General features: G+C 72.6%; 15 protein-coding genes. 8 read left to right on the top strand and 7 right to left on the bottom strand.

What is annotated here, in order from left to right:
* Together ACZ6A9_RS29065 and ACZ6A9_RS29060 are read right to left on the bottom strand one after the other, a co-directional pair.
* The coding region (locus ACZ6A9_RS29065; RefSeq protein ID WP_468991267.1) for a maltotransferase domain-containing protein at nt 1-573 on the bottom strand (573 nt) is incomplete at its 3' end.
* Nucleotides 574-646: 73 nt separating this feature from the next.
* Nucleotides 647-949 carry a DUF5133 domain-containing protein gene (locus ACZ6A9_RS29060; protein ID WP_468991264.1) on the bottom strand — a complete coding sequence of 101 codons (303 nt, stop codon included), beginning with the start codon at nt 947-949 and terminating at the stop codon, nt 647-649.
* Nucleotides 950-1,321: 372 nt separating this feature from the next.
* On the opposite strand from ACZ6A9_RS29060, the gene ACZ6A9_RS29055 reads away from it, so the two are divergent.
* Complete coding sequence (locus ACZ6A9_RS29055; protein WP_468991261.1) at nt 1,322-1,834, top strand: pep a2; 513 nt, start codon at nt 1,322-1,324, stop codon at nt 1,832-1,834.
* Nucleotides 1,831-3,975 carry a glycogen debranching protein GlgX gene (gene glgX / locus ACZ6A9_RS29050; protein WP_468991258.1) on the top strand — a complete coding sequence of 715 codons (2,145 nt, stop codon included), beginning with the start codon at nt 1,831-1,833 and terminating at the stop codon, nt 3,973-3,975. The genes ACZ6A9_RS29055 and glgX overlap by 4 nt, the downstream gene beginning before the upstream one ends.
* Before the next feature lie 18 nt (nt 3,976-3,993).
* Here glgX and ACZ6A9_RS29045 read toward each other — a convergent pair whose 3' ends face one another.
* A complete protein-coding gene (locus tag ACZ6A9_RS29045) occupies nt 3,994-4,794 on the bottom strand; it encodes a VOC family protein (RefSeq protein WP_468991256.1) in 801 nt (266 codons plus the stop codon).
* Nucleotides 4,795-5,044: 250 nt separating this feature from the next.
* Between ACZ6A9_RS29045 and ACZ6A9_RS29040 the strand changes: the two genes are divergently transcribed.
* Complete coding sequence (locus ACZ6A9_RS29040; protein WP_468991253.1) at nt 5,045-5,365, top strand: ANTAR domain-containing protein; 321 nt, start codon at nt 5,045-5,047, stop codon at nt 5,363-5,365.
* A gap of 26 nt (nt 5,366-5,391) precedes the next feature.
* Here ACZ6A9_RS29040 and ACZ6A9_RS29035 read toward each other — a convergent pair whose 3' ends face one another.
* Entirely contained in the window at nt 5,392-6,183 is a 792-nt protein-coding gene (locus ACZ6A9_RS29035; RefSeq protein ID WP_468991249.1) for an RNA polymerase sigma factor SigF, read from the bottom strand.
* A gap of 507 nt (nt 6,184-6,690) precedes the next feature.
* On the opposite strand from ACZ6A9_RS29035, the gene ACZ6A9_RS29030 reads away from it, so the two are divergent.
* Complete coding sequence (locus ACZ6A9_RS29030; protein ID WP_468991247.1) at nt 6,691-7,212, top strand: hypothetical protein; 522 nt, start codon at nt 6,691-6,693, stop codon at nt 7,210-7,212.
* 6 nt (nt 7,213-7,218) lie between these two features.
* On the opposite strand, the gene hemC is transcribed toward ACZ6A9_RS29030, so the two are convergent.
* The 3 genes from hemC to ACZ6A9_RS29015 form a co-directional block, all read right to left on the bottom strand.
* Entirely contained in the window at nt 7,219-8,154 is a 936-nt protein-coding gene (gene hemC, locus ACZ6A9_RS29025; RefSeq protein ID WP_468991244.1) for a hydroxymethylbilane synthase, read from the bottom strand.
* Between the two features lie 80 nt (nt 8,155-8,234).
* Nucleotides 8,235-9,011, bottom strand: coding sequence for an NPP1 family protein (locus ACZ6A9_RS29020; protein WP_468991243.1), 777 nt, complete (start codon nt 9,009-9,011; stop codon nt 8,235-8,237).
* A gap of 145 nt (nt 9,012-9,156) precedes the next feature.
* Nucleotides 9,157-10,113: an ATP-dependent DNA ligase gene (locus ACZ6A9_RS29015; protein ID WP_468991281.1), complete on the bottom strand. Its 957-nt coding sequence runs from the start codon at nt 10,111-10,113 to the stop codon at nt 9,157-9,159.
* A 159-nt stretch (nt 10,114-10,272) separates the two neighbouring features.
* Between ACZ6A9_RS29015 and ACZ6A9_RS29010 the strand changes: the two genes are divergently transcribed.
* The 4 genes from ACZ6A9_RS29010 (at nt 10,273) to ACZ6A9_RS28995 (ending at nt 14,105) form a co-directional block, all read left to right on the top strand.
* Nucleotides 10,273-10,779 carry a MarR family winged helix-turn-helix transcriptional regulator gene (locus tag ACZ6A9_RS29010; protein ID WP_468991241.1) on the top strand — a complete coding sequence of 169 codons (507 nt, stop codon included), beginning with the start codon at nt 10,273-10,275 and terminating at the stop codon, nt 10,777-10,779.
* Nucleotides 10,780-10,857: 78 nt separating this feature from the next.
* A complete protein-coding gene (locus ACZ6A9_RS29005; RefSeq protein ID WP_228967586.1) occupies nt 10,858-11,238 on the top strand; it encodes a DoxX family protein in 381 nt (126 codons plus the stop codon).
* The gene (locus ACZ6A9_RS29000; protein ID WP_468991234.1) at nt 11,235-11,702 is read left to right on the top strand and encodes a peroxiredoxin; all 468 of its coding nucleotides are present in this window, start codon (nt 11,235-11,237) and stop codon (nt 11,700-11,702) included. The genes ACZ6A9_RS29005 and ACZ6A9_RS29000 overlap by 4 nt, the downstream gene beginning before the upstream one ends.
* A gap of 60 nt (nt 11,703-11,762) precedes the next feature.
* Entirely contained in the window at nt 11,763-14,105 is a 2,343-nt protein-coding gene (locus tag ACZ6A9_RS28995) for a SpoIIE family protein phosphatase (RefSeq protein WP_468991232.1), read from the top strand.
* Nucleotides 14,106-14,137 lie beyond the last annotated feature (32 nt).

The raw sequence follows: 14,137 nt of genomic DNA, 5'->3' as shown, positions 1-14,137 counted from the left end.
CAGCGGCAGCGGGTCACTGCTGGTGACCAGCTCCCGCAGCGGATACCCCGCCAGCACCGCCTCCACCTCCGGCGTCAACGCCGCCGCCAGCCGGGTGGCGCAGGGCAGGGAGTCGTCGCGCAGCGTCCGTGCCGCGGCCAGCACCACGTCCCGTCCGTCGTCCCGCGGCACCCCGGCGGCCGCACGCTCGTGGAGATCGGCGCCCTCCTCCAGGACCAGGCCCGCGTCGATTCCTGCCGGAACCTTGATGCCGGCGGTCCTGCGCCAGGTGGTCACGGGGTCGCTCCAGGCCTCGACCCGGTAGGTCCACCGGCCCGTGCCGTGCGCGACGACCTCGGCGCCCCACCGGTCCGTGCCGGGTGCCAGCTCCCGCATCGGCGTGAACGGCCCCGGACGCCCCTCGGGATCCTTCAGCACCACGTTGGCGGCCACCGCGTCGTGCCCCTCCCGGAACACCGTGGCCGTGACCTGGAACGTCTCGCCCACGACGGCCTTGGCCGGCCGCCTTCCGCAGTCGACGGACGGCCGGACGTCCCGTACCGGGACACGACCGATGGTCCGGGTCGTCTTCATGGGTCTTCGCACCTCCGCCGTGCTCGACGCCCGGGCGGGCGCCCGGGCGTGGGACCAAACAGCGGCGGGAAGGTCATTGCCTTCCCGCCGGGGAGCGCCGCTCGACGGCCGGCGGGCCCCGCCGGGCCGTGGCGGCCGGACGGGGCCTGTCGTCCTGTTCCTGCAAGTAGGTGACGACGGTGGTGCGCAGATATCGTTCGGCGGCGTCGGCGGCCTCCCGGGCACAGCGCTTCCCCATCAGCACACAGAGGGTGTAGCCGGAGTCCTCGAAGGTGGCCCGCACCGTACGGTCGGTGGGGGCGGCCAGCATCACGCGTTCCCAGGCCCGGTAGCGACGCAAGTGCCGGGCAACTTCGGCTTTTGCGGGTAGCAGCATGCGCCGTTCACCTTTCCGGGGCTCGATGGAGACGCGTTGTCCCGACGGTCGGGCGAGACCGTGCGCACCGATGCACGGACCCGTAACGGCGATCGAGGTCTTCACACATGGTGCACGGGTGATGACCCAGCGTCTTGTTGGAATTTCAACCATCACTGGTGCGGGCTCGCGACCGCCCGGCGTGCGATGTCCACCCGCTCGCACCCGGCTGTCGCCCCATGAGCCCCACTCGTGCGCTCGTGTTGCACGAATGGACCAACCCCCTCACCCTGAAGGTGACTCAGAAGCGACACCCGCTCACGTTCCGTGTTCGGGGGCTCGCCCCACGGGGGCGAGGAGGAGCGAGAGCTTCGCGGTGAGGAGCCGACGACGATGAAGACCGCAGTGCCCTGCTACTACCACCTCGACGTGGAAGTGTGCCCGGAGAAAGTGGGACAGGTCAGCCGCATACTGGCCGCACACCTCCGGTTCTGGGACCTCGAGAACCTGATGGAACCCGTCTGCGGCGGCGCCGAGATGCTGCTGCGCGCCATCGCCGAGCACGCCACCGACCGGAACACATCGATCGAGATGTGGTGGAACGGCCAGCACCTCATCACGGCCATCGGAGAGAACAACCGCGCCCTGCGCCCGGACCAGGAACTGCGCGACTGCCTGCAGCACATCGCCGCGTGCAGCGACGGCTGGGGCTGCTGCGCCACCGAGAGCGGAGCCAAGGTCATCTGGTTCTCCCAGCGCGCCCGCGCCGGCGAACGCGTCCCGCTCGTGCCCACCACACCCGACCCGCGCGAGAGCGAGGGTCTCGACCTGCCCCGCGAGCTGAGCGTCACCCTGCTCGCGGGCCGGGTACGAACGCCCGGCGGCCTCCTGGAGGAGGTCCGGTGACCCGGCGACAGAGCCGGAAAGGGGCGCCCGCGTGGAGCGGGCGCCCCTATCCACTGGGTGCGGCCTACGACGGCCAGGGCACCAACTTCGCCCTCTTCAGCGAGGTCGCCGAACGCGTCGAACTGGTCCTGGTGGACGACGACGGCCGGCACCGGACCGTACGGCTCACCGAGGCCGACGGATTCGTCTGGCACGGCTACCTCCCCGGCATCGGTCCCGGGCAGCGCTACGGCTATCGGGTGCACGGCCCCTGGGCCCCGTCGGCCGGCCACCGCTGCAACCCGGCCAAACTGCTCCTCGACCCCTACGCCACCGCGGTGGACGGACAGATCGACAACCACCCCTCGCTGTACGAACGCGACCCGTACGGCCCCGACCCGGCCGACAGCGCCGGCCACACCATGCTCGGCGTGGTGACCGACCCGGCGTTCGACTGGGGCGACGACACCCGGCCCGGCCGCCCCTACTCCGACACGGTGATCTACGAGGCCCACGTCAAGGGCATGACCCGCACCCACCCCGACGTCCCCGACGAACACCGGGGCACCTACGCCGGACTGGCGCACCCCGCCGTGGTCGAGCACCTGACCTCGCTGGGCGTCACCGCCGTCGAACTGATGCCGGTGCACCAGTTCGTCCAGGACGGCGTTCTGCAGGGCCGCGGCCTGGCCAACTACTGGGGCTACAACACCATCGGCTTCTTCGCCCCGCACAACGCCTACGCCGCCGGCGGCACCCGGGGGCAGCAGGTCACCGAGTTCAAGAACATGGTCAAGACCCTCCACGCCGCCGGACTCGAGGTGATCCTCGACGTCGTCTACAACCACACCGCCGAGGGCAACGAGAAGGGCCCCACCCTCTCCTTCCGGGGCATCGACAACTCCTCCTACTACCGCCTGGTGGACGGCGACTGGCGCCACTACTACGACACCACCGGCACCGGCAACAGCCTGCTGATGCGCCACCCCTACGTGCTCCAGCTGATCATGGACTCGCTGCGGTACTGGGTGACCGAGATGCACGTCGACGGCTTCCGCTTCGACCTCGCGGCCACCCTGGCCCGGCAGTTCCACGAGGTGGACCGGCTGTCGGCGTTCTTCGACCTCATCCAGCAGGACCCGGTGATCAGCCGCGTCAAACTGATCGCCGAACCCTGGGACGTCGGCGAGGGCGGTTACCAGGTGGGCAACTTCCCGCCCCTGTGGTCGGAGTGGAACGGCCTCTACCGGGACGCCGTGCGGGACTTCTGGCGCGGGGAGGAGCACACCCTCGGCGAGTTCGCCTCCCGGCTGACCGGCTCCTCCGACCTGTACGCGCACAACCGGCGCAGGCCCCGCGCCAGCGTCAACTTCGTCACCGCGCACGACGGTTTCACTCTGCGCGACCTCGTCTCGTACAACGACAAGCGCAACGACGCCAACGGTGAGGGCAACCGGGACGGCGAGAGCAACAACCGCTCCTGGAACTGCGGCGCCGAGGGCCCCACCCGCGACCCGGCCGTGCTGGAACTGCGCGCCCGCCAGCAGCGCAACTTCCTCGCCACACTGCTGCTGTCCCAGGGCATCCCGATGCTCTCCCACGGCGACGAACTCGGCCGTACCCAGCGCGGCAACAACAACGCCTACTGCCAGGACAACGAGACCAGCTGGATCGACTGGCGGCTCACCGACGAACAACGCGGCCTGCTGGACTTCACGCGCACCCTCATCTCGCTGCGCGTCACCCACCCGGTACTGCGCCGCCGCCGCTTCTTCCGGGGCGAGACCGTACGCCACGCCGGCCAGCCGCTGCCCGATCTGGTGTGGCTGCTGCCGAACGCCGAGGAGATGACCGACGGCGACTGGCAGCGCTCCGACGCCCACTCCGTCGGCGTGTTCCTCAACGGCGACGCCATCGCCGAACCCGGCCCGCGCGGCCGGCGCCTGGTCGACGACTCGTTCCTGCTGCTCCTCAACAGCCACTGGGAGCCGGTCGACTTCCGGCTGCCGGACGCCTCCTACGGCGAACGCTGGACGGCCCTGATCGACACCGCTGACCCGGACGGCACCCCCGACGAGTCGGAACGCAAGGCCGGCACCACCCTCACCGTCGACGCCCGCAGCCTGGTGCTGCTGTCCCGCCCGTCCCGCACCCCGCGGTGACGGGCGGGCCCGGGGAGGTCAGCGCCCGCGGCGCGAGGTCACCGTGAACTGGGCGCCGTCGTTGTCACGGAGCACGGCCTCCCCGGGATCCTCGGACAGCACGCTGCCGCCGTGCCGTTCGGCGGCACGGGCACAGGCCGCCACGTCCTTCACCGCGAAATGCACCTGCCAGTGGGGCCGGATGGCCGGATCGGGGGCCGATCCCAGTGCCCCCGACTCGATGCGCGCCACCACGTTCCCGTCGCTGCGCAGCACCACTTCCTCGCCCTCGTAGTCGACCTGGCAGTAACCGGGTTGCGAGGACGCCCAGTCGAAGACCTCGCCGTAGAAGATCGCGGCGTCGAAGGCGTCCCGGGTGTGCAGCCGGATGAAAGCGGGCTGCGCCCGGTGCCAGGCGGCCCAGTCACTGAAGAGTTCCCCCTCCCACACCCCGAAGGTCGCCCCGTCCCGGTCGGCGAGCAGCGCCGCGCGGCCGGGCGGCAGCGAAAGGGGCCCGACCGCCGTCGTTCCGCCGCGCTCCTGCACCCGCGCCGCGGCCTCGTCGGCACTGCGCACCGCGAAGTACGGGGTCCACGCCACCGCCATCTGCCACATTCCGGCGACGGCGGCGATCCCGGCGACCGGCCGGCCGTCGGCCAGCGCGACCCGGAAGCGGTCGCCCAGGCGCATCGGACGCCACTCCCAGCCCAGCACCGCCCCGTAGAACTCCTCGGTCGTCCGCACGTCCCGGCTGGTCAGGCTCACCCAGCAGGGCGCGCCGTAGACGGAGTGCGTGGAGAAGACCTCCGTCGCGGCGGAGGAGGGCGTGTCGTGGTTCATGGCAGTCGTGTCCTGATCTCTTCGGCCTGGCAGCCACCCGGATGGCACCAGTGTCGGCCGGACACCGGCCCGGGCGCCTGCCGAGTACCCCGGCGGCGGGCCCGAAACGGTGCCCCCGAACGCCCCCGGACCACCCCGGTGGCACAGGGCGGCCCCAGTAGCGACGATGGAGGAATCCGACACTGGGTGAAGGCACTCAAGCACCCTGCGACGGCACGACGAGAGCGGCACACCGGACCCGGAGGTGACCATGCCCACGGACGGGGGCGCGGACCGGATTCTCCAGCTGGAGGAAGAAGTACAGCAGCTGAAGGACGCGGTCGTCTCGCACGCGGTGGTGGACCAGGCGATAGGCATGATCGTCGCACTGGGACGGGTCTCGCCCGACCAGGGCTGGACGGTCCTCAAGGAGGTCTCCCAGCGCACGAACATCAAACTCCGCACCATCGCCGACATGATCCTCGTCTGGGGCCGCACCGGCCTGCTGCCGGCGGAGGTGCGCACGGTGCTGGAGGAGGCCCTGGACCGGCTCGGCCCCACCCGGCTCCCCGGCGCGCCGCCGGAGCCCTGAGCGGGCCCCCGCCCGGCCGGGGCAGTTCAGCCCGCCTCGGTCCGCAGCTCCTCGCGCAGCCGGGCGAAGCAGCTGCTGAGCAGCCGGGAGACGTGCATCTGCGAGATGCCGAGCTGTTCGGCGATCCCGCTCTGCGTCATCCCCTTGAAGAAGCGCAGATAGAGGATGAGCCGCTCGCGCTCCGGCAGCGCCTCCAGACAGGGCCGCACCGCCACCCGGTCGACGACCGTGTCGTAGGCCGGGTCCGGGCCGCCGATCGCGTCCCCGAGCGCGTACCCGTCGGTGCCCGGCATCTCCGCCTCCAGCGACAGCGCGGAGAAGCACTCCAGGGCCTCCGTCCCGGTGCGCACCTCGTCCTCGGTCAGCCGGGCGTACGCGGCGATCTCGGGGACGGTGGGGGACCGGCCCGGCGTCGTCTGCGCCAGCTCCTTCGCCGCGTGCCGCACACGGTTGCGCAGGTCCTGCACCCGGCGCGGTACGTGCAGCGTCCACATGTGATCGCGGAAGTGCCGCTTGATCTCACCGGTGATGGTCGGCACGGCGTACGCCTCGAAGGCGTTGCCGCGCGCCGGGTCGTAGTGGTCGACGGCCTTCACCAGGCCGAGGGCCGCCACCTGGTACAGATCCTCCAGTGCCTCACCGCGCCCGCGGAACCGGACGGCGATCCGCTCGGCCATGGGCAGCCAGGCGGTGACCAGTTCGTCGCGCAGCGTCCGGCGCTCGGGCCCTTCGGGCAGCCCGGCCAGACGCGCGAAGTCCCCCGCCGTGTCGGGGGCGTCGTCGTGGGAGTGCGGCTTCCTGGGACTGACGGTACGCATCAGCGCACCTCCCTGAGCGGGATGCCGGATGGGACGGACCCCGTGGGAAACGGCGGATCGGACCGGGCGGGCCCGGGGCCGGCGAGCCGGTTCCCACGGACGTGCCTCCTGTCCGAAGCACTGAGCATTCCATTCCCCGTACGCCGTCCTTTCAAAACGGCTCCCGGAATTCACGGTCATTCACGGGGTCCGCATTCCCGGAGGAGTACGTTCTGGAATCGAAGGAATTCAGTGCGTGAAATGCGGGCCGGAGCGGAGGACGGCCCGGGGCCGCGATGCGACCGGTGGCGCGGCCCGCCGCCGTGGTGCGCGGGTGATCACCGCGGCGGACGTGATGTGCGGCACGCCGCCGCGGTGGGCCGGCGGGCCGGCCGGGGGATTTCTCCAGCGCAGCGCTTGATCATCGATCAGATCGGGCGAACCGCCTGACCGCAGCGCATTCCGCTCATTTGACAGTGCACTGAGCCCACAGATAGGAAACAGCGGACAGAAGTCGAGAGGTGCACTGTGTACGAGCCGAACGTGGTCGGGGACTGGCAGGAGTACGACGAGCATGCCGGTCTGCGGGTCCGCGTCCACCGTCTGGAACCGGGCGAGCCGCCCCGCGGACGGGACGACGCCGCCGACGGGCTGGCGTACTTCAGTGTCCGCGTGAGCGTCGAGAATCGCGGGAACCGGCCTTTCTGCGTTCATCTCGAGGACGGTCAGATCGACGTGCGGACCGGTCCCGACGGTGAGAGCGCGTTCATCGACTGGCGCAACTCGCAGTTCATCGAGGGATTCGACATCTACCCGCTGCGCCGTGCCACCGCCGTGATCTACGCCGCGGGACCCGAGGCGGCCCTGGGACAGGTCGACGTCCAGGTGCAGCTGCGCGCCGACGAGGAGTGGGCCGGCCGCCGGCTGTGGACCGGCGGCGTCGGGGTGCGCGAGGGCTCCGCGGGCACGCCCGTCGGCGCCGGCCGGGACAGCCTCGCCCAGCAGGTGAGCGTCTTCCTCCAGGAGCAGGCGGAGGAAGGCACGTCCTGACCGGGGTCAGTGCGGGATGCCGTCGATGATCTCGCGGGCGCCCTGACGCAGCAGGGCCACGGCGACCGAGGTGCCGAGCGTGGCCGGGTCGAGCCGTCCCGCCCACTCGTGGGCGTTCAGCCGCGTCTTGCCGTCCGGCGTGAAGACGCAGGCGCTGAGGGAGAGTTCCCCGCCCCGGTCCACGCGCGCGTACCCGGCGATCGGGCTGTTGCAGTGCCCTTGCAGCACATGAAGGAACATGCGCTCGGCGTCGGCCTCGCGATGGGTGTCCGGGTGGCCGAGGACGCCGACCGCCTCGATGAGTCCGCTGTCGCCCTCGCGGCACTGCAGGGCGAGGATCCCCGCGCCGATGGGCGGCATCATCACCTCGGGGGAGAGCACCTCGCTGATCACATCGGTGCGGCCGATGCGTTCCAGCCCGGAGACCGCGAGCAGCAGTGCGTCCGCCTCGCCGTCCGCGAGCTTGCGCAGCCGCCGGTTGGCGTTGCCGCGCATCGGTACGCACCGCAGGTGCGGGTGGGTGGCGGCGAGCTGGGCGACCCGGCGCACCGAGGAGGTGCCGATCCGTGTCCCCGGGGCGAGTTGGTCCAGGGTGAGTCCGCCGGGATGCACCAGGGCGTCACGGATGTCGTCCCGCTTCAGGAACGCGGCGAACACGGTGCCCGCCGGGAGCGGCCGGTCGGCGGGCACGTCCTTGACGCAGTGCACGGCGAGATCGGCCTCACCCGCCAGCAGTGCGGCGTCCACCTCCTTGGTGAAGGCGCCCTTGCCGTCCACCTGCGACAGATCGCCCAGCCACTTGTCACCGGTCGTCCTCACCGGGACGACCTCGGTGCGCACGCCGGGCCGGACGGCGGCCAACTCCTCACGTACCCGCTCCACTTGGGCGAGCGCCATGGGCGAGTCGCGGGACACGATGCGGATCGTTCCGGGAACGGGCATGGCGACACGATAGACCCTCGCGGCACCCGGGGTGCCGGGAACGCCGTACGGCGTCCCCGGCGTCAACGGAGCCGCCCCGGTCAGCCGTTCGGGTCGAACGGGATGCCCGCGGGTCTGGCCGCCGCGAGGTGGGAGGCGAAACTGCCGTCCTTCAGGCCGAAGTGGGCGCTGCCGAAGTCGTGCGAGGCCAGCTTGTCGCGCAGTCCCGCCGGATAGCCGTTCCACCCGACCAGGGCCGGGTACTGCCAGCTGCCCCGGTGGTTCTCCGGCGGTTCGTCGCCCGCGCCCGCGAGACGGAAGCAGTGGGTGCCGATGCCGTCCTTGTGGTAGACGATCTTCGGGTGCGTGCCCTCGAAGCGGACCGCCGACCGTGAGTGGACGGTGAACGACCCGTGGTTGGACGTCGCGACGTACCGGACCGTGTCGTTCTGCACCCACACCACGACGTGCTCCCAGTCGTGGCGGTGGCCCCCGAGGCCGATGCCCGGCAGGGCCTGGTCCTTCTCGAAGTACAGGGCGTAGACGATGGCGCACCATCCGTTGTTGCACGTGGAGCGTGCGTAGCCGTTGGTGTCCGCCAGGTCCGAGGCGTCGCGGCAGTTGCCGTTGAGCGCGCCCGTCGGCTTGAGGCCCGGGTTGACCGTGCCGTCCGGGCCGATCGCGGCCGTGGGGTAGCAGCCGTCGGTGTCGTAGTCGTAGGCGGGCTGGAAGGTCTGCTCCAGGGTGTCGGCACTGGCCGGCAGGGCGGGCGGGGGAGCGGCGAAGGCGGTGGCGGGGAAGGCGATGACGAGGGCGGCCGCGCCGGCCAGGCCGGTCAGCCACCTCCTGCGGTGTGTTCGGGGCGTGCTCGACGACACTGCGTCCTCCTCTTGGTCCGGGCGCAGCCCAACGGCTGTGGGGGATGGGGGAGTTCAGCATCCCGGCTGGACGCATACATGCCAAGAGGGGTCAGGTGTACCGCTGGTGAAGCGCGGCGCGACACTCAGGGCGCCGAGGACCGGATCACACCATGTCGTCCGGAATGTCGGCCGCCGCCTCCCCGGGGGCGAGGTCCGGCCGCAGGCGCAGCCAGGACGGCTGGCGCAGCATGCCGTTCCGGGTGCGGGTGCTGTAGCGCACCTCGCCCACCAGCCGGGGCACCACCCAGTGCGCGCCCGGGACGGCCGGTACGGGGTCGAAGGGGCAGGCGTCGGCCGCTGCGGCCCGCAGCAGCGCGGCGAGTTCGGTCCGTTCGGCCTCGCTCCAGCCGGTGCCCACGCTGCCGACGTAGCGCAGCCGGCCCCCCGCCCGCTGTCCGGCCAGCACGGCGCCCGGCAGCCCGCTCAGCCTGCCCCTGCCGGGCAGCCAGCCGCCGACCAGGACGTCCTCGCTGCGCATGTTGCGGATCTTGATCCAGGCGCGGGAGCGCACTCCCGGCTCGTACACGGAGTCCAGCCGCTTGCAGACCAGGCCCTCCAGCCCGTGCTCCAGGGTGGCCCGCAGGGCCTGCCTGCCGTGGCCGACGATCGCGGACGGAGTCGACCAGGCGGGCCCGTCGAGGGCGAGGTCCAGCAGCGTCTCGCGGCGCCGGACGTAGGGGAGACGGATCAGGGGACGCCCGTCCAGGTGCATCACGTCGAACAGCACCAGATGGACCGGCACCTCCGCCGCGCGCCGCGCCGCCCTGGCGGGGGCGTGCGCCAGGCCCATCCGGGACTGCAGCAGCTGGAAGCTCGCGCGGCCGTCCTCGTCGAGGGCGAGCACCTCCCCGTCCAGGACCGCGGGCCTGGTGCCGAGGGCGGTGGCCAGCGGGCGGAGCTCCGGGTACGCGCCGGTGATCTCCTGCCCGGAACGGGCCCGCAGGACGAGGGTGCCGTCCCCGGGGAGGTAGACCACCGCCCGCTGCCCGTCCTGCTTGGTCTCGTAGGCCCAGCGGGCGTCCGCCGCGGGAGGGGGAAGCGAGCCGGACGTGGCGAGCATGGGCGGGATCAGCGGCAGGGTCGTCACGGGGGAGGTGTGGACGCCCGGACCGGCCGCCACGCGCCCGCCGCGGGGCTTTCGCCCGAACGGCCGCCGCCCGTCTCGCGGAGGTACGGGGGCGATTGATTGAGTTACGCAATGAGATGGTAAAGTTCCGGTATGGCCACGCCCCCACTCCCCGACGCTCCCGCTTCCCCGGAAGTGGCCGAGATCGAGCGTGCGCTGCACCGCATCACGTATCTGAGCTCCCGGGCGCGCCGTCACGAGCGGCTGACCGCCCTGGCGGGGGTGCCGCTGGACCGGGCCGCGGTCGCGCTGCTGCGGAAGATGGCCGACACCGAGCCGATGCGGCCGGGGGAGCTGGCCGCGCAGCTGGGCGTGGAGGCCTCCCACGTCACCCGCACGGTGCAGCAGCTGGAGAAGTCCGGCCACGCCGTCCGGGTTCCGGACCCCGACGACCGGCGCGCGCAGCGCATCGAGCTCACCGACGCCGGGCGCGAGGCCATCGCCCGCCTCCGCGAGACCGGCGTCCGGGGCATGCAGGCCGCTCTCGGCCACTGGTCGCCCGACGACCTGCGGCAGCTCGCCACCCTCTTCCACCGCATGGTCGACGACTTCCTCGCCCACGCCGACGACGAGGACGCGGAACCCGGGGCCACCCGCTGACCCCCGCCGGGAGCCCCGGCGTCCTCCAGTTACTTACCGTCCGGTAATATCGCGCGGCAGGCCACCGGAGGAGGAACCGTGTCACGGTCCGAACGCTCGCCCCTGCTGCTCGCCGGCCTGCTGGCCGCCGCGGGCACCGCCCACTTCGCCGCCCCACGCCAGTTCGACCACATCGTGCCGCGCTCCCTGCCCGGCTCGCCCCGGACCTGGACCTACGCCAGCGGCGCCGTCGAACTCGCGCTGGCCGCCGGCCTGGCGCTGCCCCGCACCCGCAGGACCGCGGCCCTGGCCTCGGCGGCGTTCTTCGTCGGGGTCTTCCCCGCCAACGTCAAGATGGCCGTCGACTGGCGGCACCGCCCCGCGCCGCAGAAGGCCGCGGCCCTCGGCCGGCTGCCGCTGCAGCTGCCCCTCGTCCTCTGGGCGCGCGGCATCGCCAGGAACGCGGAGGGCCGGTCGTGAGCGGGCGCCCGGACAAGGGCGACACGGTCGAGGACTTCGCGCTGCCGGACGAGACCGGAACCGTCCGCAGGCTCTCCGACCTGCTCTCCGAAGGGCCGGTGGTGCTGTTCTTCTACCCGGCCGCCCTCAGCCCCGGCTGCACCGCCCAGGCCTGTCACTTCCGCGACCTGGCCGCCGAGTTCGCCGCCGTCGGCGCCCGCCCGGTCGGCATCAGCGGGGATGCGGTCGAGCGGCAGGCGGAATTCGCCGGACGGCACACCCTCGGCATGCCCCTGCTGTCCGATCCCGACGGCACCGTCCGCGAGCGCTTCGGCGTGAAGCGGGGGATCGCCCTGGCGCCCACCAGACGAGCCACCTTCGTCATCGGGCAGGACCGCACCGTCCTGGAGGCCGTCCGCAGCGAGCTGCGGATGAACACCCACGCCGACCGCGCGCTCGCCGCCCTGCGCGACCACCGGGCGTGACGGCGCCCCGGGGGCCCCGCCGCGGTTGAGAGGGCGCTGCCCCGGGTCGATGCTGGACCAATGGAGGAAGCCTCCGCCGCGGTGATCGTCGACACCCGCTCCATCGTGACCTGCTGGAGCGAAGGTGCCCGGCGCCTGACTGGTCACCCGGCCGAGGACGCCGTGGGGCGGCCCGTGCGGGAACTGCTCGCCGACCACGTGCCCGCAGGCCCCGGGCCGCTGCCGCCGAGGACCGTCGAGGTGCGCCACCGCGACGGTCACCCCGTCCTGCTGCGACTGACCGCGCAGCCCCTGCTGGACGTGCGGGGCGCACCCGCCGGACACGTGATCACCGTCGAGCCGTCCGCGGCCGGGGACACCTCCCTGGCGGGACAGGTCCTCCGGCAGGCGCCCCTGGGCATGTCGGTCCTCGACACCGAACAGCGCTACCTGCGGCTCAACGACCTCGCCTGCCGGATGCTGGGCGTACCCGAGGCGGACCTGGTCGGACGCAGCTACCTGGACACCATGGGGGAGTCCGAGGCGAGCCGCAGCTTCAGCCGGCACCTGCGCCGGGTCGTCGAAACGGGTGAACCGGCACACCTGGAGGACTTCACCCGGCTCCCCACCGGCACCCGGATGCACGCCTGGCACGTCGAGATGTGGCCGGTCCGCGACACCTCCGGCACGGTGATCGGTACCGCCGTCGCGGCGCTCGACAGCAACACGCAGCTGCGCGCCCGCGAACGCCTGGTGATGCTGAACGAGGCGGCCGCACGGATCGGCACCACCCTCGACGTGGTGCGCACCGCCGAGGAGCTCGTGGAACTCCTGGCTCCGGGATTCGCCGACTTCGCCGCCGTCGACCTGCTCGACGAGGTCATTGCGGCCGGCGCACCACCGGACCGCCGGCCGGACGGCTCCTCGCTGCGCCGCGTGGCGCACCGCTCCGCCACCGAGGGCACACCCGAGTCGATCGTCCGCATCGGCGAGATCGACGGACACCTCGCCGACTCGTCGCCCGCGCGGGCCCTGCGGCAAGGCCGGGCGGTGCTCCGGGGCGCCGGCGATCCGGACTTCGACCGGTGGCTGGGCGATCGGGGCCCGTCCCCACAGGGTGAGGGCCCCACGGTCCCCGCCGACACCCACTCGCTGCTGAGCGTGCCGCTGCGCGCCCGCGGGACGACGCTCGGCGTCGTGGTCGCCGCGCGCACCACCCACCCCGACGCGTACACCGCCGACGACACCCTCCTCGCCGAGGAACTCGCCAGCCGGGCCGCCGTCTGCGTCGACAACGCCCGCCGCTTCGTCCGCGAGCGCACCATCGCGCTGGCGCTCCAGCGGAGCCTGCTGCCGAAGGAGCTCCCCGGCCAGGCGGCCGTGGAGGTCGCCCACCGCTATCTGCCCTCCGGGTCCGCGGCCGGCATCGGCGGCGACTGGTTCGACGTCATCCCGCTGGCCGGCAGCCGGGTGGGCCTCGTCGTGGGCGACGTCGTCGGCCACGGCATCCCCTCCACCGCGGCCATGGGGCGGCTGTTCACCGCCGTGCGCACGCTCGCCGACGTCGACCTCCCGCCCGACGAACTCATCACCCATCTGGACGACCTGGTCCTCCACCTCGCCACCGACGAGAGCGGCGACGACGTCGCCGAACTGGGAGCCACCTGCCTCTACGCCGTCTACGACCCGGTGTCCCGGTTCCTGACCGTGGCGGCCGCCGGACATCCGCCGCCCGCAGTCGTGCTGCCCGACGGGACGAGCCGGCTCCTGCCCGTGAACACGGGTCCTCCGCTCGGCGTCGGAGGGCTGCCGTTCGAGGCGACGGGGATCCAGCTGCCCGAGGGCTCCCTCGTCGCCCTCTACACCGACGGCCTGGTCGGGCGCCGCGACCGGGACGTCGACCGTGCCACCGACGAGCTGCGCCGCGCCCTGACGGTGCCCGCCGACTCGCTGGACGCCCTCTGCGACAGCGTGCTGAAGGCCGTGATGCCGGAGGAACCCGACGACGACGTGGCCCTGCTGCTGGCCCGCACCCGGGCCCTCGGCGCGGACCGGGTCGCCACGCGAGAGGTGCGGCCCGACCCCGAGGAGGTGGCCGCCGCCCGTGAGTGGACCACCGCCATGCTGACCACCTGGGAACTGGACGAGATCGCCTTCGTCACCGAACTGGTCGTCAGCGAGCTGGTCACCAACGCGATCCGGTACGGCGTGCCCCCCGTCCAGCTGCGGCTGATCCGCGACCGCACCCTCATCTGCGAGGTCTCCGACGCCAGTTCCACCTCACCGCATCTGCGACGCGCCCACGTCTACGACGAGGGCGGCCGAGGACTGCTTCTGGTGGCCCAGCTCACCCAGCGCTGGGGCAGCCGGCAGACGGACCACGGCAAGACGATCTGGGCGGAACAAGCGCTGCCGCGCCGCTGATCCGCCGTCGGCGCCCGCGCCCCGCGTCCGCC

It is taken from the genome of Streptomyces sp. NPDC041124 (genome assembly GCF_055592385.1).
Note: the sequence above shows the minus strand (reverse complement) of the source record. Positions and strands in the feature narration are given on the sequence as shown.